The sequence below is a fragment of the Bacillus sp. FSL W7-1360 genome, from assembly GCF_038592975.1.
Classification (GTDB): Bacteria; Bacillota; Bacilli; order Bacillales; family Bacillaceae_D; genus Shouchella; species Shouchella lonarensis.
Genome location: NZ_CP151950.1, coordinates 2365625 through 2384569 on the forward strand (window position 1 = coordinate 2365625; position 18945 = coordinate 2384569).

An 18945-nucleotide genomic window follows, 5' to 3' on the forward strand; every position below is an offset into this window, starting at 1 on the left:
CACTAAGGAGCAAGGAAACAGCGATCATTTACAAGTCGTTATTATTTTGTCATCTCATTAACTGTGTTAGAATAAAAGACGTGATGGCTTAGGTGACGTAAGGGTGGACAGCACTCTCCCGATAGAAGGGAGGTGTTGCCATGACCTACTTTCAAACGGCGGTACTGATCGGTATGTTTTGTGGCCTATTAGTGTCCACGCTTATGTTAGTTGTGTCAATCGTTACTCTCAGTAAAAAAGAGTAACTCCACCCTAGCGAGCCAGCTGGTATGTGGAGTTACTCTGCCTAAAAAGCTGTCCCTCTTAATGGGAACCTTGCTATCATAAGACCGCGGGCGCTCTAGACCCGTGGTCTTCTTCATTTTATGCTTTGCTTACTGTTAGTATACATGGTGGGGTTAGTAGACGTCAAGGCTCGCAAATCTACTTAAAAAGAGGGATGCACATGGACCAATTACAAAATAAAAGTCTCCAAAGAAAAAAATGGCTCATGTATTTACTATTAATCGCGATTTTCATGCTCGGATTTTTTGAAAGATTTGCGCCAGCGGTGTTTGCGTCTGATTTGATGGCGGAATTTCGAACGAGCGGTTCGATGCTAGGAACGATGACAGCGATGTATTTTGTGACGTATACAGCCTTGCAAATTCCAGCAGGTGTGCTTGCGGATCGTGTCGGTCCAAGGGAAATTGTTGGGATTGGGGCGGTCATTGCTGGACTGGGATCGCTTATTTTTAGTTTTGCGCCTACATATGCGCTCGTGAGTATCGGGCGCTTGCTCGTTGGGCTTGGTGGTGCAACGGTATTCATTGGGATTATGAAGTTTAATGCAGAGTGGTTTGCAAAAGAAAGATACGGATTGATTAGTGGGATCACGTTGTTACTTGGGAACTTAGGCGCCGCTTTAAGCGCTGGCCCACTCGCTGTGTTGTTGAGTTATGCGACATGGCGAAATACCTTTTTCTTAACGGGATTGATTGCGATCACACTTGGAATCTTGATTTATGCAGTGGTGCGAAATTCTCCGCAAGAGGTGGGGTTCAATCAAACGCAGGCAGTGTCGCGTAAAAAGAATCGGAACAGGTGGGATAACGAGTTACGCAGCGTGTTTGCTGAAAAGTCGGTTTGGCCGGTTTTAATTGCGAGTGTTGGAACGAATGCAGTGTTTTATGCGTTTGTTGGTTTATGGGGTGTGCCGCTATTAACCGATAGCTTTCAACTAACGATAAGAGAAGCTTCTTTGTATACAACGGCTGGGCTAGTCGGCTATGGGATTGCTTCTGTTGTAATTGGCTGGTGCTCTGATAAAGCAGGTGTGCGCAAACCGTTTGTTGTGGTCAGCTCGGTGTTAGCATGTGTAGGCTGGTTAGGACTTCTTATTGCGCCTTGGCAACCTGGTTGGTCGGGCTTCTTGTTGTACACCATTGTCGGGGTTTCGGCGGCGCAAATGGTTGTTTCTTTTGCTGTTGTGAAAGAAGCGGTGTCGCCGCTTGTGGCTGGTATGGCGCTTGCACTAGTGAATGCAGGTGTATTTTTAGCCGTTGGTGGTATTCAACCGTTATTTGGGTTGATCATGGATATGATGTCGGATGGGGCACAGGTTAGTGGTGTGAGCGTGTACACATTTACACACTATCAATGGGGTCTCGGAATGATGTTTTTCATTAGTGCGGTGGGTATGATCGTCTCGATGTTTGTAAAAGAGACGTATTGTGGGAGAGAGATAGAGATGGAGCAGAAGGAAGTGAATGAGGGGTGATTTTTTCAATCTGTCAAGTATGCTAGAATAGAAGCTATGATGGTGTCATGATCTACTTTCAGACGGCGTTATTAATTGGTATGTTCTGTAACCTATTAGTGTCCACGCTAATGTTAGTTGAGTCAATCGTTACTCTGCCTAAAAAAGCTGCCTCTTTTAATGGGAACTTTGCTATCATAGACCGCGGGCGTGTAGACCCATAGTCTTCTTCATTTGCTTACTGTTATTATCAATGGTGGGTTTAGTAGCATCAACGGGGATTTGAAAAATTATTTAGGTGAGCAGTATGGTGACATCACCCCAATTCGGTTAACAGGTGGATACACAAATGAAACCTTTTTATTAAAAGGAACGACACCTCTTTTAGTAGCGAAAGTATATAACTTAGACCTAAATCATCTCGTAATGAGATCAATTGTTTGAAAAGGACGCAGCGTATCAGTGCGGTTCCAAAAATGTACGATTTGATTGAAAATAGTCCTTCACGCATAATGGTGATGGCGTATTGCAGTGGAACCAGCGGTCAAGTTATTTTAGATAGCGGGGACATAGAGACAACAAAACAAATATACAAACGTTTAGGGGAGGCGCTTGCTAGAAAAGTTCATGCAATCAAGTATAATGGCGATGCTTTTGGAATTAAGGAGTGTGAGGTGCATTGCTTAAACGACCACCTACTTCTCCAAGGGGTAACAAGAATATCCTGTAGTGATTTGGGTAAGACGGTTTCAAACAACATAGCTCCATTTCGATATTTTTTGTAAGTGCAGTTGATAAAAAGTAAATTATACATAAAATTAGAAATGAGGCGGGAAAATGAATCATTCATTATGGTCGCTTCCTCACTTTCGGAAGTTATGGCTTTCGCAAAATTTAAATGTATTATCAAGTATTTTGCTGCAAGTTGTGGTCATGATCGAAGTTTACAAGAGGACCAATTCGGCTTTTTCTTGGTGGTATCGTGGCTTCTAATCATATTGATCGTTTTTCGTTAAAGAAAGTGATGCAGGTTTGCGGTTGGATGAGAGCGGTGTTAGTGATAATCATCGGAGGTGTTTTGTTCATCGATTCTCCAGTCATGTTGGTGGTCTTATACGTAATTTTATTTGCGTATTCATTTGTGAATGCTTGGTATCAACCAGCGCGGTTTGCGATGTTGCCATTGATCATTGAAAAAGGTCAGTACATGCAAGCAAATGGGACGCTTGTTCTTGCTAGGCAAATATTGATGACGGCCGGCTGGGGATTAGGGGGCTTTATCGCAATGTATGTCCCTTTGACCGTCACGATGGTGAGCATTGCCCTTTTTTATGTTATTTCAAGTGTTGTGATTGGTTCCATCAATGTCAATGAAGATGCCCATGTTCGTGGAGGAAAGCGAAAAGGATCTAACTGGGCGTTTGTGTTAAAAAATCCGATTGTACGCGCGATTACGATCATGGATGCTGCTGAAGCGTTAGCCAATGCCATTTGGACATCTGCTTTGCTTCTCGCTTTTACAACGTCTGTGCTCATGGTTGGTGAGGCGTGGTGGGTTTTTTTAAATGCGGGTTATTTTGTGGGAGCGATTTTAGGCGGATTAATTGTCACGCTTGAGGTAAAGCGATTTTCTACAAATATCGGGGTGATGATTGGGTTAGGTGGTATTTCAATGGGGATATTCACCATTTTGTTTTCTTTAAATACGATACCACTTTTAGCTGTTGTGATGTGTATTTTAATGGGACCGATGTATCAAGTACGTGATGTCTGCCAAGTAACGGTATTGCAACATGCTATTCCGGCCGAAAAAAGAGCGAGCGTGATGGCGACAAGAAGTGCTATTTTAACGCCGTGGAATGGCATAGCGGTTTTAATCATGGGTTTTTTAGCAGATGTGATAAAGGTTCAATTTGTCTTTTTGTTTGCAGGTGGGTTATACGTTGGTGTCGCGTTGCTGGCTTTTTTGATTAAGTCGTTAAGGAAATACAAGATGAATCATGAGCAAAATGAAGAAATTCAGGAAAGTAGTTAAAAAGTCACCCCCAGCTAGGAGTCTATCCGATGGGGTAAGGTGATCGTCTACTTACGGATTGAAATCTTCCAGTCAAAAGGAAACAAAGCTAGCGCTTAATCCATCTTGCTTTCATGCAAGAGCGGGTTATTTTCGCGATTTTAAAGCGGATTTGATGAGGTGAAAGAGGTATATGAAAATATCATCGAACGTTGCTATACAAACTTATCTCAATATGATAAAGTCGAAATATATTGTCACTTCATGGTGACTCAAAGGGGGATGTATGAATGAAAACACGACGTTCATCACGTGCATTGCTTATAAATGAACGAAATGAAGTGTTACTCTTTAAATTCACACCTGAATATTTGAAGAGTAAACATGCACTGTGGGTCACGCCTGGTGGCGGGGTAGAGGGGAGCGAGAGTGACGAACAAACGTTAAAAAGAGAACTCATGGAAGAGACGAATGCGATTTTTGATCATATCGGTCCGTTTTTAGGTGTACGAGAATTCGTCATTTCAGACACCGAAGACTCCTTTCTTAGTTATGAAAAATATTATTTAGTCAGATGTGAACATTTAAATGCGTCATTTGAGCGGTTATCGAAAGAAGAAGCGGCGTCTATGATAGATGTGAAATGGTGGACGTATGAGGAGTTGAAAGCAACAAAAGAGCTGATTACACCACCGGATTTAGTGAATGTGTTAGAACGTGTATTGAGAGAAGACTTCTCGCTTGTGCCGTATCAGTTTGCTTAGTTGATAGAGAGGATGAGGGCGATGGCAAGGAAGTTAGATTTTGTTCGTGATCCGATTACTCGATTAATCGTAAGAACAAGTTTACCAATGTTATTAGGGACCATGGTGTCGATGGCAGTGATGGTGGCAAATGTGTTTTTTATGGGAAATGTGAGTGCGGAGGCAATTTATATTCGTAGCTTGTACACACCACTCGCTTTTTTGACAATTGCGATAGCAGAAGGATTTGCCATTAGCAGCCAAGTGATGATTGCGCGTTTTAAAGGGGCACAAAATGATGTCGCGATTCGAAAGTGTGTCACGCATTTTGTCACGCTTGTGCTCGTTGCGATGCTCATCTTAGTCATAACCATTTATATCTCCGCGCCACTTATTGCGAATTTCTTTGGTTTGCAAGCGGATGTAAAAGCAATGTTTATGTCGTTTTTACGGGTCATGTTTTTGACTAATATACTTGTGACATTCACAGTCGTTTTATTTGCGATGTTGCGAGGTTATGGTCATGTGAAACAAGCGGTTATACTGAGTGTCGGGTATGCGCTACTAAATGTCAGTTTGGTGTTCTTGTTTTCTGTTTATTGGCACCAAGCGTTGTTATCAATTGTGTATGCAAATACGATTAGCTCTCTTTGTGCTGGTGTGGCTGCCTATTTCTTGTTGTTTAAGCAGAAAATCGTTCAATTACGTTTTGCGCACTTGCGAGAAATGAAGTCAACATTGGCTATGGTGGGGCGTGTCGGTATTCCTGTGTCGCTGTCTTATCTTGTATTATTTATAAGTACATTTTTATTTGCAAAAATTGTTGCCCCTTTCGGTGAAGCGGCGGTGACGGGATTTAAAGTAGCATGGAACATTCAAGTGTTTATCATTGTCCCTGCACTTGCCATTGGCAGTGCAATTGGGCTTATTATGAATCATAATATTGGTTCAGGGAAGCCATTTTTGCCACGGGTGTTTGCGACGTTTAAAACAGGGGTTTGGTTGACGTGTATATTTTATCTCGTTTTCTCCATCGTGATGCTGTTCTTTAATGAGACACTCGCAAGGTGGATGTTAACTGAATATGCTGAAGCCATTCCTTATGCAGTAGACTATTTAAAAATTGTTGCGCCGACATATATGTTAATGGGTGCAATTCTAATGACGACATCGGTGTTGGAGCAGATTAATAGAGGATTTATGGCGTTGTGGATGAACGCGGCGTATTTTGCGACGATTATTGTGGTGAGTTGGGTGTTGACTGTGCAATTAGGGTCGCTTTCCTACTTTTATTGGACAACATCTTTTGCAAATATTGCTGGAGTGTCCGGGGTGATTTTCGTATTTGTTTTCTTGCGTCGGTCATATGGGAAAGTAACGCAAGTCGATCAAGCGGTGTGAGGGGGAAAGGTGGCGAGAAATTTTACTAAAGGGAATGATATTTTTCATACGGTATACGGTATATGGTATATGGTATATGGTATAAGAGAACTATTGGAAGAATGCGAGAAAAATGTTAACTGGTGAGAGAAGGGAGTAAAGGAATGAAACATGTTGTTGAATACGTTGGGAATTGGCATGGAGGTTTGAAAGGGGAAGGGTTGTTCCAGGCGGGAGAGCTTAAGCATGACATATCTGTACCTGCAGAAATGAATGGAAAAGGTGTAGGGACAAATCCAGAGGAATTGTTACTTGCGGCTGCGAGCAATTGTTACTTAATCACACTTGCGATCTCATTGCAGATGAAAGCAATCGAGGTGACGCGGATTGAATTGAAGTCAGAAGCGACCGTTTCCATTGGGGAAAATGGTCCGACCTTGGATGCCGTGACGCACCGGCCGGAAGTCATTGTAACGGAAAAGAGACACGCTGATCATAAAGAGGCCATTCTTTCTTGCATGCAAGCAGCAGAGCGGAGTTGTATGGTTTCGCGTGCGCTGGCTGGAAATGTGACTGTAAAAGCGGAAGGGTGCGTTAGGATAGGTGTGTAGGGCGTAGAAGATGCGGTGTAGTATATGAAAAACTATCAATACATTTACGATTACAAAGATCATCAAGTTTATAGAGAGAGCTTCAATGAACTTGCTGAGAAAACATTCGGAATCAATTTTCACCTATGGTATGAAAAAGGATGTTGGAATGATCGTTATATTTGTCATTCTTACGTCGACGGTGATCGCGTTGTCGCCAATGTGTCGGTTAATAAAATGACCGTGGTGCGTGCCGGAAAGGAATACCGAGCATTACAGATAGGGACGGTCATGACACATCCAGACTATCGGAATCAAGGCTTATCCAAAGCCTTAATGAAGAAAATTGATGATAGGTATGAGGGTCAGTATGACTTCATGTATTTGTTTGCAAATGATGATGTCCTTGATTTTTATCCGAAGTTTGGATTTACACGTATGCACGAGAGAAACGATGTGTTGGATGTGCGGAATTGGGAGAAGCAGCCAACCGCGCAGGTTCGCAAATTGGACCCAGAAGATCGAAAAGACTTTGCGCTCTTGCAAACATTTGCTGAGGAAAGAGTGCCCGTGTCTTCGGAATGTGGGATAAAGGATGGTCAACATCTATTGATGTTTCATTTTCTCCTTGGGTTTCCTGAGTCAATCTATTTGATCGAGGAAGAAGAAATAATTGTATTATATGATGAAGTGGAAGGAACATTACATTTGTATGATGTGATCAGTAGACAGCGTGTTGATTTGAAGAAAATGTTGCCGATGATCATTTCGCCTCATACAAAAGAGATTGTCTTTCACTTTGTCCCTGATTATCTGGAGAGAGGGCTAGTAGAGAAAGAAACAGATGGAGATGCGTTATTTGTGCGCTCATCAGTACCATTTGCGACAACTAAGTTACTGTTTCCAGTGACATCACATGCGTAAAGATGAATGAGAGGTTTAAAAAGGTGAACAATATGAATGATAATCTACAAGAATACGAAAATCCGATTGAATACGATAAAGAAAATGACGTTCATACTGCGGACATCCCGCTCATTGCGTCGTGGGCAAAAAAAGTGACAGGACCCATCATTGACCTAGCTTGTGGCACGGGTCGGGTCACAATCCCGTTAGCTCAAGCAGGTCATCAGATGGTCGGCATTGATATTCACGCTGGCATGCTAGCAAGAGCGCGTGAAAAAGCAGCACATGCCAATGTAGACATTCCTTTCTATGAACAAGACTGCACTGCATTGCAGTTGGAGGGAATGGAACAAAGTGCGCTCGTGTATATGGTCGGCAACTCGTTCCAACACTTTTTAACAAATGAAGCCCAAGATGCGTTACTTGCTGGGGTATCACGTTTGTTAAAAGAAGGTGGGCTGTTTATTTTTGACACACGTTTTCCGAGTGCAGAAGAATTGCTAGAAGAAGAGCACGAGGCGTATTGGCGTAGTTACGAAGATGAACAAGGACAAGTCATTGATGTGTTCACATCGGCGACTTATGATCCAGTGAGTCAAGTACAGAAGAATGTAACGGTGAGACGGAGAAAGAAAGACAATACTGTGGTCAATCAGTCAAAGATTGATTTGCGGTATGTGTACCCACAAGAAATGTTACGCTTATTTTCGGCACATCAATTTAAAGTTGTTGCCTCGTATCAAGACTGGCAAGGACACCCGCTGAGAGAGGATGCACAGGATATGGTGTATGTAGTGCAAAAGGAGACGGGAATGTAAAAAGCTCCTTTATTTCCGGGCTTTGCCATATATTTAAGCATTGATATTAGCACCGCCTTGTTTGTTCATAATATACTAGAAAAAATCATTGCGACAACAGGAGGGGAGAAGCTGTCCATGGATAAAAAGACGATTGCAGGTACTATATTAATGATGTTTCTAATAGATCATTTTATCGGAGATTACTTTCCAGGCTATAAAGATTACTTTATTGGGAGAGTTGTTTTACTTATTATTGCGGTGCTCCTAGTATTTCTCTACCTTAAGAAAGACAAGGAGGATGAGGCGGGTGACCGCTCATAACTTGTCTATAAAATAATCCCGCATTAATTCCGTGATCCATTCCGGTTGCGTTGTTTCTTCGCGTGGGGCAAATTCTTTTACGTATGGTTTGATATCTAGTACAGGCGTCCCATCGACGGCATCTAAGCCACGGACGTACACATTTCTCCCTTCTACCGAAAGCAATTGACAGGTCGTCGCACCAAGCTGGTTGGGCCGATTTTTCGCGCGTTGGGCAAAGATGCCGACTTTTGGCCACGCAGTGTTGCCACGTGGATGGCGGGCACTAGTCGTAATGGTGCTGACTTTGTGCATGTAAAAGAGAACATCGATGTGTGAGAAAGTTTCGAGTCCAACAAGTGTATCTGGGTGGAGGTTGTCGCACAATGTAATGCAACTGTCAACAGCGCCCCATTCATCATCGGTGAGTGCTTTTCGCGGAGAGGAGATGTAGCCGATTGGTTGTAAAGTGATGTTGTTGTTCATCATGTTGCCCCCCTTTCCTTTTATCATATCGCAACGGACGAAAATAGGGAAAAAATTAGCTCAAGGAAGGTGATTATATGAATTGGCAACGGCATATCGGCGTGTACGGGATTTGTCATGATCCAGCGACGAAGAAACTGTGTGTTATTCAAAAGAAGGGTGGTCCTTATGACGGGATGTATGATTTGCCAGGCGGATCACTTGAATCAAACGAAACGTTAGAAGAAGCGTTGAAACGAGAGTTTGTTGAAGAGACTGGATATACAATTGAAGTTGTAAGAAGTATTGGTACGGCTGATTTTTTAGTAGAAGAGAGTAAAAGAAATAGATGTGTCCACCATATCGCGCTATATTACGAAGTATTAGTGAAAGAAGGACAAGCGAGGGAGTTGCCAAAGAAAGTGTCAGCGGATAGCCAAGTCAAACCGAATGACTCAGGTGGTGTATACTGGCTTGACTCGAGTGAAGCAAGCACTGTACCATTATCGCCACTCGTGCAGAAGGCGCTTGACTATCTTGCTTCAGGAAATTTAGGGGTTGAGGCGAAGTCGTACAGTATGTAACCCGACAAAACTGGTGTACCAATTATCGGGTGCACAATCTCTCGCGTTGGTATCCTGAAATAGGTGGCAAAAGTCATACACTATTTTACAAAAGGTGGTTGCTCGGGTGGATGCATTAGAAAAAATGAATGAAGCGCTGCGGTACATCGAGGATCATTTGACAGAAGACATTGATCTTCGTGTGGTGGCGCAGAAAGCTTGTTGTTCGGTATACCACTTTAAACGGATGTTTTCTTTTATTGCAGGTGTGACGTTAGCAGAGTACATTCGGCGCCGGCGTTTGACTAAAGCGGCATTTGCGTTAAAAGAGTGTGATGTGAAAGTCATTGATATCGCGCTAGCGTATGGATACCAATCAGCCGATGCATTTACGCGGGCGTTTCAACACATGCACGGGGTGACACCAACGGCGGCGCGACAAGCAGGGCACTTACTAACGGCATATCCACCGATGACATTCCACCTTTCGATTCGAGGAGGCAGCGAGATGAATTATCGTATCGAGGAGAAAGACGCATTTAAGGTTGTTGGGTTGAAAAAGCGGGTAAAGCTTGTTTCGACGGGTGAGAATCCGGAGATCGTTGAGGTATTAGATGCGATTAGTGATGAGACATATGCCGAACTAGAGGCTCTTTCAAATATGGCGCCAGCAGGGATTTTGAATGTTTGTGCCAACTTTTCTGAAGAAGGTTCAGGTGCGGGTGAACTTGATTTTTACGTGGCTGCGACAACGACAAAGCAGGCACCTGCGCACTTTGAAACGTTGAAGATAGATGTATCGTCATGGGCGGTGTTTTCAATTGAAGGAGACTGGGAGGATGTGCAAGCGCTGTGGGGACGCATCTATAGTGAATGGTTCCCAACTTCCGGCTATGAACACGCTGGAGGGCCCGAGATATTAGGTGGAACGGAAGAACAAAGTGAGATTTGGATCCCAGTCGTGAAGAAATAACAAAGAGGCGTCGTCTGCATATGGTAGGCGACGCCTTTTTCTTTTCACATGCATGCTAAAGATGCGCGTGATACAATAAAGAGGAATTTAGAGAATGAGGTGTTGTTTAATGAAAGAAGCAGTCATTGCACATTTACGTGAAAATCGTGATCAATATGTAGAGGAACTAAAAGATTTTTTAAAACTGCCGAGTATTAGTGCCGATTCTGCGCATCATGAAGATGTGCGGGAAACAGCCGTCTGGTTAAAAGCGGCGTTAACGTCGGCTGGAATGGATAAAGTAGAAGTAATTGAAACAGACAAGCACCCCCTTGTTTATGCCGAATGGCTTCGTGCGGGCGAAGAGGCAGAGACGATTTTGATTTATGGACATTATGACGTGCAGCCGGTTGATCCACTTGATTTGTGGGAGACGCCACCGTTTGAGCCGAGTATTCGGGATGGCAAGTTGTATGCGCGCGGGGCAAGCGATGATAAAGGACAAACGTTGATGCACATCAAAGCGGTGCAAGCAATGCTTGAAGTAGAAGGGAAGCTACCGTTTAATGTGAAGTTTTTAATTGAAGGTGAAGAAGAAATTGGCTCGCCAAGTTTAGATGCGTTTGTGGAAAGCGAGAAAGAAAAACTTGCTGCGGATGTGTTAATCATTTCCGATACGCCGATGCTTTCGGCTGGTCGTCCCGCCATTTGTACCGGGTTACGCGGGATTGCTGCGCTGCAAATTGATGTGCGCGGGACAAAAGGTGACTTGCATTCAGGCTTATATGGCGGTGCCGTGCAAAATGCGCTGCATGCACTCGTGCAGCTCTTAGCTTCCTTTCGCGATGAGCAAGGGCGTATTCAAGTGGCTGGCTTTTATGACGGCATTGAAGCTTTGCCTGAAGCAGAAAAAGACAGCCTCGCTGCACTAGGAAGCGGCGATGAAGAAATGAAAGAAGAGACCGGTGTGCGTGAGTTGTTTGGTGAGGCAGGATACACGAGTCGCGAGCGGACATGGACGCGCCCGACGTTAGAATTAAACGGCGTATACGGTGGTTTTCAAGGAGAGGGTGTCAAAACCGTCATTCCGGCAACAGCGCATGCGAAATTGACGTGCCGCCTTGTGCCGGGACAAGATCCGACCGACATTTTCGAGAAAATTGAAGCCCACATTGCGGCGCATACGCCACCGGGTGTGACGATCACGACCGAACGACATGATAGCGGCAAACCTTTTGCGGCGCCAGTGACAGATCGTGCGTTCCAAGTAGCGGCACAAGCCTATGCTGATGTGTATAACACGGAGGTCGCTTACACACGCATGGGAGGTTCCATTCCAGTGGTGGAGACGTTTGATGCTGCGCTTGGTGTGCCGATTGTCTTAATGGGCTTTGGTTTACCAAGTGAGAATTTCCATGCACCGAATGAGCACTTTCACTTAGATAATTTTGATAAAGGGTTGGAGACGATTGTGGCTTTCTGGGCACATTATGCACAGAAAGGGTAAGGATTGTCGCAATTTCATTGTATGTGTATGGCTTTAGAAAAAGGAGTGGGTAGAAATGGAGAAACAACAATCCCAAGAAGAAGTGGTGCGTCCAATTCGGTTAGTAGCTATTGATATGGATGGTACGCTTTTAAATAGAGAGGGAAAAGTTTCAGAAGGCAATAAAGCAGCGATCACGGAGATGGTGGCTCTTGGTGTGACACTTGTGATTAGTACAGGAAGATGTTATCCGGAATGCACGGAGCATACTGATGGGTTGAATTTAAGAGAGGACTTTTTCTTTGTGAATGTCAATGGCAGCGAGATCCGTGATAAAACTGGACAACTCCTGTATCGCAGTGTACTTGATCAAGAAGTCGTCGATCATATTTATGATTTGCACGCGAAGCATGAGGCGCGTATTTGGGGAATGACAACAGCAAGAAACTTTTCTGGCGCCCTTCCCGACCGTGATGAGGCACATGAATGGATGAAATTTGGTTTTGATACAGAAGATGACGATGTGCGTGAATCATTAAAAGCGGCGCTGGAGGAAAAAGGGCTAACCGAGATTACAAATTCAAGTCCGTATAATATAGAAGTGAATGCGCTTGGTATTAACAAAGCGGCAGCGATCAAACAACTAGGTGAGAAGTTAGGAATCACCATGAATGAAGTAATGGCGATTGGCGATAGTCTAAATGATATTGCGATGATTCGAGAAGCAGGTGTTGGTGTTGCGATGGGAAATGCCCAAGATGTTGTGAAACAGGCGGCCGATTGGATTACGGCGACGAATGAGCAAGACGGTGTAGCAGCCGCGATCCAACGTTGGGTGATTGTACCACAAACGATAGCCCACCGACGCAAGTTAGATACATCGGAAGAATAAACATATCATTGCAAGAAGACAGCAGGGGCAACTACCCTATGCTGTCTTTTTTATGGTAAAAAGCTTGACAAAGTTGGTGAAGACTATTAAAGTTGCCTTAAAGAAACTTTATTGATGGACGGCAAGTGATGCACAATTTGAGAGAAGCAATCAGACGAAAGGAAGTGTGCGGAGTGGGTAACCGACTATGGAGCGGCGCCTTGTTAAATTTAAGTGCGATCGCTTTGTTAAGCGGCTGTAATGAGGAAAGTGCGAATAAAAATAATGGCGAGGACGAAGCAATTAAAATTGTGACGACAACCGCGCAAATTGGAGAACCGCTAGAAGTGATTGGCGGAGATCGGGTAGATGTGACGAGTTTAATGGGACCAGGTGTTGATCCACACTTATATACAGCGACCCAAGGAGATATTAAAACGTTAAGTGATGCCGATATGATCTTTTACAATGGTCTCTATTTAGAAATGCAAATGAACAAAGTGTTTGAAAACATTAATGTCCCAGCGATCCCGATCGGTGAAGCGGTGAAAACAGCTGATTTACTTGAAGATGAAGAAGATGAAACAGCGAATGATCCGCATATTTGGTTTGATGTCCATTTATGGAAACAAGCGCTCAATGCGGCAGTGGAAGAGTTAAAGACATTTTCACCTGACGATGCAGAGATGTTTGAGGAAAATAAGCAGGCGTATTTTGAGGAGTTAGAGGAATTATATACGTACGCGACGGAGAAATTGGCCGAGATCCCCGAAGAAAAACGGGTGCTTGTCACTGCCCATGATGCGTTCCAATATTTTGGGCAGATGAATAATATAGAAGTAATCGGTTTACAAGGGTTGAGCACAGAAGATGAAGTAGGCATTATGGATATTCAGGGAACGATTGATCTGGTCGTGGAAAAAGGTGTTCCAGCAGTATTTGTGGAAAGCAGTGTGAACCGTTCTTCGATTGAAGCAGTTATTGAAGGAGCCAGTAAAGCCGGTTTGGATATAGAACTAGGTGGAGAATTATTTTCAGATGCGATGGGAGAAGCCGGAACAGAAGAGGGCACGTATATCGGCATGTATCGTCATAATGTAGATACGATTTATGATGCGTTAATGCGCAAGTAATAGGGGATGAAAAAATGAATGTGTTAGAGGTACAAGGGCTGAGTGCAGCCTATCGTAAGAATACAGCTTTAACAAATGTCACTTGTGCAATCTCGCAAGGATCATTAACGGGGATTGTTGGGCCAAACGGTGCCGGAAAGTCCACGTTGATTAAAACGTTGCTTGAGTTGCACCCACGTCTTGCTGGGGAAGTCACGTTTTTTGGTTCCACCCTCGCAAAGGAAAAAAAGCGCATCGGATATGTGCCGCAGCGCGGGTCGGTTGACTGGGACTTCCCGACAAACGCACTTGATGTCGTGATGATGGGTTTGTACGGTCATATCGGTTGGTTAAAGTGGCCAAAGAAAAAGCACGAAGAAAAAGCGCATGCGGCGCTCGAACAAGTCGGGATGACGGATTATGCGACGCGGCAAATTAGTCAGCTTTCAGGCGGGCAACAGCAACGTGTATTTTTAGCGCGTGCGCTCGTGCAAGCAGCGGATTTATACTTCATGGATGAACCACTTGCGGGCGTTGATGCAGCGACCGAGCGAGCGATCATGGCGATTTTAAAGCAGTTAAAAGAAGCAGGGAAAACCGTGCTTGTCGTGCATCATGACTTGCAGACGGTTGCTGACTACTTTGATCATGTATTATTTTTAAATCGGACGGTAATTGCACACGGCCCGACGGAGACAACATTTACAAATGAGAACATCGAGAAAACGTATGGTGGTGCTGTGCGATTTATAAAGGAGGGGACGTTCAATGGCCATTCTCGCGTCCGCTAACTTCCAATGGGTATTGCTTAGTACGACAATGCTTGGGATTGCAGCGGGCATGTTCGGTGTATTGGCGTACTGGAAAAAGCAAAGTTTAATGAGTGATACGTTGTCTCACGCTGCTTTACCTGGTGTGATTGTTGCTTTTATGATTATGAATGAGAAAAATTTATTTCTCCTTGTTGTCGGGGCGGCATGCAGTGCGTTGCTTGGGGCTTGGTTTATTCATGTGATTCGGTCATCGACGCGCATTAAAGAAGATACAGCGATGGGGATGATTTTATCTGTCTTCTTTGGTGCCGGAATGGTATTGCTAACGATTGTGAATCGAACGGCGAGTGGGAGTCAAAGTGGGCTGGACACATTTATTTTTGGTCAGGCTGCGAGCATGGTTCGTCAAGACGTGTATACAATGACGGCGCTGGCGTTAGTGGTCATTATGATGATTGTCATTGCTTTTAAGGAATGGAAAATTTATTTATTCGATTTACAATTCGCCAAAGGATTAGGGTTACCGACATCATTAATGCATATCTTTTATGTGCTAGGACTTGTCGTCACGATCGTTATCGGCATTCAAGCGGTCGGGGTCATTTTAATGGCCGCGCTCCTAATCATTCCAGCAGTGAGCGCACGGTATTGGACGCATTCTTTTAAAGTGATGATGTTTTTGTCTGCCATATTTGGTGGTTTATCTGGTGCGATTGGCACCTTTGTCAGCGCACAAGGAGCGAACTGGCCAACCGGTCCTTTCATCGTTTTAACAGCAACCGCATTTTTCCTTGTGTCACTTGTGTTTGGTAGGTCGCATGGTTTGTTAACGGAATACTTTACCTATAAAAAGCAGCAAAAAGAGCTGGCGCAACCTGAGGATGAAAGAACCCAACTTCCTGGTGTGTTATCGAAAGAAGGTGGCAGATAGATGCTTTCTTACGAAGGGTGGATTTTATTGACAGGTGCGCTCGTTGGCATGACGTGCGGGATTGTCGGCGTCTACTTAATTTTACGGCGGATGGCAATGATGTCGGATGCAATCAGTCATACAGTGCTATTAGGGATTGTACTTGCCTATCTTGTCACCAATAGTTTGGAAGGGGTCCACATGCTCATTGGTGCGACGATTGCTGGATTAGTGACGACTTTCCTCGTGCAGTGGTTTCATTCAAAAGGGGTGCAGCATGATGCGTCGATTGGCGTAGTATTTACAGCGCTATTTGCCATTGGCGTCATTTTAATTGCGACGAGTGTTGGAAATGTTCATTTAGACGTGAAGCATGCGCTTATGGGCGAGATTGCTTTTATCCCGTGGCATACGATGTCGGTGTTCGGTTTTGATGTGCCTGTTGCGACGCTGATGCTATTTGGCGTGTTTGCGCTCGTATTACTGCTTGTCCTTGCGTTTTATAAGGAGTGGAAGATTATTGCCTTCGACCCCGCGCTTGCGGCGAGTTTAGGGTTACCGGTATTATTACTCCATTACGTATTTATGACGCTCGTTTCCGTCACAACCGTGGCTTCTTTTGATGCTGTTGGTGCGATTATGGTTGTCGCGATGCTCATTACGCCAGCTGCGGCTGCATATTTGTGGACGGAGCGATTATCGGTCATGCTCGTGCTAAGCGCCTTATTCGGTGTGGTTGCAGCGATTAGTGGTTATTATGTCGCTGTTTGGCTCGATAGTTCCATTTCTGGTTCGATGGCAGTCATGACCGGTGTTGTTTTTCTTGTGAGCTTTCTTGCGTCGCCATCTCATGGTCTGTTATCGAAGTGGCTTCGCCCGGTGACGAAAGAAACGGAGACGATTGTGGAGGCACATAGTGACTAGTTGGAGAAGAGGGGGCTTGCCGTGGGGGCAGGCTTTTTTGTTGTGTCCGTCATTCCTGCTGCCCAGGAGGTGAAAGCCGTTATAGGATTAGTAATAGGAACTGTTACCGAGAGGAAAGCGGTGTGTAGTATTCAAAATCTGGAGGAAGCTGATCGCAAGACTCGAGATGAGATGATAGGATACCAGGCAGGCTGAGAATATAACGTTTGTCCTTGGATGTTTTTCTAGCGGGAGTGGATATGTGTTTAATTCTAAAGTTTTTGTAACATTTCTTATATATCGCTTAAAGGGGGTTGGCAGAGTTCCCAGCATCATGTTATATTTGGTAATGTAAGCGTTGTTGTTACATTTTCATTACATGATCCAATTAGAGGAGGAGATTTACATGGCAGGACATATTGATGCGAAACCGGAAGAGCTACGTGAACAAGCACTTAAAATTCAAAATTTGGCTGAGGACATTGGCCGCATGATCAGTGACTATGACGGGATTATTGGTTTCCTTGGCAGTAGCTGGAAAGGTGCGTCTAACAGCGCGTACATCGAAAAATACGAAGAGCGGAAACCGTTTCTTTTGAACATGCAAGAAGAAACAGAAGGCTTTTCTAATATGTTGAAGCAATATGCAAACAACGTCGAAGAAAACGACAACACAATGGCAAGTCAAATCCGCGGATAATGAACATCAGGTCAAAGGCGCAATTTTTATAGAGTTGCGCCTTTGTGCGTACATAATAATGAATGGGGAATGAGGAACGATGTATATTCAAGTAACGATCAATTTACATCATTATAAAAAGAAAACGCTGGATTTAAGAATATCAGATCAACATACCGCGAAAAAATTAATTGATATTGTATGGAAGCTGGAGCGTTTACCACAAACAGATCGTCGCGAGGGCGGCTGGGTGCGTATTCAAAATAAGAAACGTATGCTGTCGGGAAGTGAAGTACTCGCAGACAATGGCGTCAGTAGTGGCGATCATTTAGAGATTTTATAGGGGGAAGTAAACATGGAAGAAAAAGAAAAAAAGAAGCGGCTTTATTTAGAAGAAGAAACAGCCGCACGATTTGAGCGCGACAAAGAACAAGATACATACACATTACGGTTTCAAGCATCAAAGTTACGCTTAACTGATGAAGAAGAACTAGGCGTATACAAGGATTATGACCCACGAATCACAAGAGAATGGTCACGTGTGGAACATGAATTATGTATGACGGTCCGACCGCAAAAAGGGATGAAGCCTTACGGCGCGATGAGAACAGAAACAGACTACAATAAGCTACTCATTGCCCACTCGATCATTCAAGCGGTGATGCAACACACAAGCCCGCGCCTACATTTAATCATCTGCCCTGAAAATTTACTCATAGATGACGGATTACATATATCCTTTATTCATTACGGTGTAGAAGAGAGTCTGCCACCTTACAAAAAACAGATGGATGGAAAGTTGTTGGGAGAACTTCGCGCAACGTTACTCGTGATACTGGACGGGGCGCATCGCTTTGAAGAATATCTAAATTACACGGGCACGATCAACCTATCCGAAAAAGCGAAGAAGTTCATGGAACAAACGACTGCCGAAGAATATCTCGAACTCGTACAGGGCTGGATTAAGAAGCATAAATCCGCAGAAAAAGAATTGCAGCGTGTGCCAATCAAGAAGTGGAAAGCGCAAAAATGGTCGCTATGGAGCGGGGGCGTTGCGCTTGGACTTGCTTTGGTGTATGTCGTCTATTCCCTCGCGTTTGTTAATCCTAGACAAGAAGCCTTTATCGAGAGTGGTGCGGCGTTTGTGGAGGATAATTATAGCAAGGTCATTGACACGTTAGAGCCTTATAGTGTGAATCAAATGCCAGGCCCAGTCAAATATCAGTTGGCGCAATCGTACGTGGCAGTAGAAATGCTAAAGGATGACCAGCGAGAAAATTTAAGAAACGTGCTTGTGACAAGAGCGCCAGAAGAGACATTTGACTACTGGATTGCGATTGGCCGTGGTCAAAACGAAGAGGCAATTGACCTTGCACGTTCCTTGAGTATGCAAGAATGGATCGCTTATGCAAACATCAAATGGCGTGAACAAATCCGCAATGACAAAAGTCTATCTGGCAAAGAGCGCGAGGAAAAGATCAAAGAAATTGATGCGGAGATTGCCGAGTACCAAAAAGTGCGTGATGAAATGGCAGAAGAAGAGAAGTCTATTCCTGCATCTGTAGAAGAAGCGCCTGCTGTGGAAGAAGAACCAGAAGTTGAAGAAGAAGCGCCGGATGGGGAAGAAAAGGAAGATAAAAAGAAAGACAAAAAAGATGATGGTGATGGTGATGAGTCATGACCGAACAAGCATTATGGGTATTTTATGACCAAACATTTCAGAAGATCACCGTCGGTGAGAAACCAATCTCAATTGGTAC

At 44.1% G+C, this 18945-nt stretch carries 21 protein-coding genes; 20 read left to right on the forward strand and 1 reads right to left on the reverse strand.

All coding sequences use genetic code 11. The annotated features are described in order from the left end of the window. Window positions 1-445 precede the first annotated feature (445 nt). The 9 genes from NSQ26_RS12310 to NSQ26_RS12350 all read left to right on the forward strand — a co-directional run bounded on the left by NSQ26_RS12310 (window position 446) and on the right by NSQ26_RS12350 (window position 8492). Window positions 446-1759, forward strand: a complete 1314-nt coding sequence (locus NSQ26_RS12310) for an MFS transporter (RefSeq protein ID WP_499718348.1) — start codon at window positions 446-448, stop codon at window positions 1757-1759. A gap of 816 nt (window positions 1760-2575) precedes the next feature. Continuing rightward, complete coding sequence (locus tag NSQ26_RS12315; protein WP_499718349.1) at window positions 2576-2731, forward strand: hypothetical protein; 156 nt, start codon at window positions 2576-2578, stop codon at window positions 2729-2731. A gap of 31 nt (window positions 2732-2762) precedes the next feature. Next, a complete protein-coding gene (locus NSQ26_RS12320) occupies window positions 2763-3773 on the forward strand; it encodes an MFS transporter (RefSeq protein ID WP_499720071.1) in 1011 nt (336 codons plus the stop codon). Between the two features lie 269 nt (window positions 3774-4042). Next, window positions 4043-4516, forward strand: a complete 474-nt coding sequence (locus tag NSQ26_RS12325) for an NUDIX hydrolase (protein WP_499718350.1) — start codon at window positions 4043-4045, stop codon at window positions 4514-4516. Between the two features lie 21 nt (window positions 4517-4537). Beyond that, window positions 4538-5896, forward strand: a complete 1359-nt coding sequence (locus NSQ26_RS12330; RefSeq protein WP_499718351.1) for an MATE family efflux transporter — start codon at window positions 4538-4540, stop codon at window positions 5894-5896. A 143-nt stretch (window positions 5897-6039) separates the two neighbouring features. After that, window positions 6040-6486, forward strand: a complete 447-nt coding sequence (locus NSQ26_RS12335) for an OsmC family protein (RefSeq protein WP_499718352.1) — start codon at window positions 6040-6042, stop codon at window positions 6484-6486. A gap of 24 nt (window positions 6487-6510) precedes the next feature. Continuing rightward, on the forward strand, window positions 6511-7389 hold the full coding sequence (locus NSQ26_RS12340; RefSeq protein WP_090774598.1) for a GNAT family N-acetyltransferase: 879 nt from the start codon (window positions 6511-6513) through the stop codon (window positions 7387-7389). 32 nt (window positions 7390-7421) lie between these two features. After that, a complete protein-coding gene (locus NSQ26_RS12345; RefSeq protein WP_499718353.1) occupies window positions 7422-8189 on the forward strand; it encodes a class I SAM-dependent methyltransferase in 768 nt (255 codons plus the stop codon). Between the two features lie 117 nt (window positions 8190-8306). Next, window positions 8307-8492 (forward strand): hypothetical protein, encoded by a 186-nt coding sequence (locus NSQ26_RS12350; protein ID WP_499718354.1) that lies wholly within the window; start codon window positions 8307-8309, stop codon window positions 8490-8492. Here NSQ26_RS12350 and tsaA read toward each other — a convergent pair. After that, window positions 8487-8957 carry a tRNA (N6-threonylcarbamoyladenosine(37)-N6)-methyltransferase TrmO gene (gene tsaA / locus NSQ26_RS12355; RefSeq protein ID WP_499718355.1) on the reverse strand — a complete coding sequence of 157 codons (471 nt, stop codon included), beginning with the start codon at window positions 8955-8957 and terminating at the stop codon, window positions 8487-8489. The genes NSQ26_RS12350 and tsaA overlap by 6 nt on opposite strands. Before the next feature lie 77 nt (window positions 8958-9034). Between tsaA and NSQ26_RS12360 the strand changes: the two genes are divergently transcribed. From NSQ26_RS12360 to essB, 11 genes are all read left to right on the forward strand, one after another. Then, on the forward strand, window positions 9035-9520 hold the full coding sequence (locus NSQ26_RS12360) for an NUDIX hydrolase (RefSeq protein WP_499718356.1): 486 nt from the start codon (window positions 9035-9037) through the stop codon (window positions 9518-9520). A 106-nt stretch (window positions 9521-9626) separates the two neighbouring features. Continuing rightward, window positions 9627-10472 (forward strand): AraC family transcriptional regulator, encoded by an 846-nt coding sequence (locus NSQ26_RS12365; RefSeq protein ID WP_499718357.1) that lies wholly within the window; start codon window positions 9627-9629, stop codon window positions 10470-10472. A gap of 109 nt (window positions 10473-10581) precedes the next feature. Beyond that, window positions 10582-11958: a dipeptidase gene (locus NSQ26_RS12370; protein WP_499718358.1), complete on the forward strand. Its 1377-nt coding sequence runs from the start codon at window positions 10582-10584 to the stop codon at window positions 11956-11958. Between the two features lie 55 nt (window positions 11959-12013). Continuing rightward, complete coding sequence (locus tag NSQ26_RS12375; protein ID WP_499718359.1) at window positions 12014-12829, forward strand: Cof-type HAD-IIB family hydrolase; 816 nt, start codon at window positions 12014-12016, stop codon at window positions 12827-12829. A gap of 173 nt (window positions 12830-13002) precedes the next feature. Further along, window positions 13003-13941 (forward strand): metal ABC transporter solute-binding protein, Zn/Mn family, encoded by a 939-nt coding sequence (locus NSQ26_RS12380; protein WP_499718360.1) that lies wholly within the window; start codon window positions 13003-13005, stop codon window positions 13939-13941. Between the two features lie 14 nt (window positions 13942-13955). Continuing rightward, window positions 13956-14711 carry a metal ABC transporter ATP-binding protein gene (locus tag NSQ26_RS12385; RefSeq protein WP_499718361.1) on the forward strand — a complete coding sequence of 252 codons (756 nt, stop codon included), beginning with the start codon at window positions 13956-13958 and terminating at the stop codon, window positions 14709-14711. Then, window positions 14689-15624, forward strand: coding sequence for a metal ABC transporter permease (locus NSQ26_RS12390; RefSeq protein WP_090774607.1), 936 nt, complete (start codon window positions 14689-14691; stop codon window positions 15622-15624). The genes NSQ26_RS12385 and NSQ26_RS12390 overlap by 23 nt, the downstream gene beginning before the upstream one ends. After that, a complete protein-coding gene (locus NSQ26_RS12395) occupies window positions 15625-16527 on the forward strand; it encodes a metal ABC transporter permease (RefSeq protein ID WP_499718362.1) in 903 nt (300 codons plus the stop codon). It abuts the gene before it with no gap. Between the two features lie 385 nt (window positions 16528-16912). After that, window positions 16913-17206, forward strand: coding sequence for a WXG100 family type VII secretion target (locus tag NSQ26_RS12400; protein WP_499718063.1), 294 nt, complete (start codon window positions 16913-16915; stop codon window positions 17204-17206). A 79-nt stretch (window positions 17207-17285) separates the two neighbouring features. Continuing rightward, window positions 17286-17528, forward strand: coding sequence for an ESX secretion system protein YukD (yukD, locus tag NSQ26_RS12405; protein WP_499718363.1), 243 nt, complete (start codon window positions 17286-17288; stop codon window positions 17526-17528). Window positions 17529-17540: 12 nt separating this feature from the next. After that, window positions 17541-18866 (forward strand): type VII secretion protein EssB, encoded by a 1326-nt coding sequence (gene essB / locus NSQ26_RS12410; RefSeq protein WP_499718364.1) that lies wholly within the window; start codon window positions 17541-17543, stop codon window positions 18864-18866. The last annotated feature ends 79 nt before the right edge of the window (window positions 18867-18945 follow it).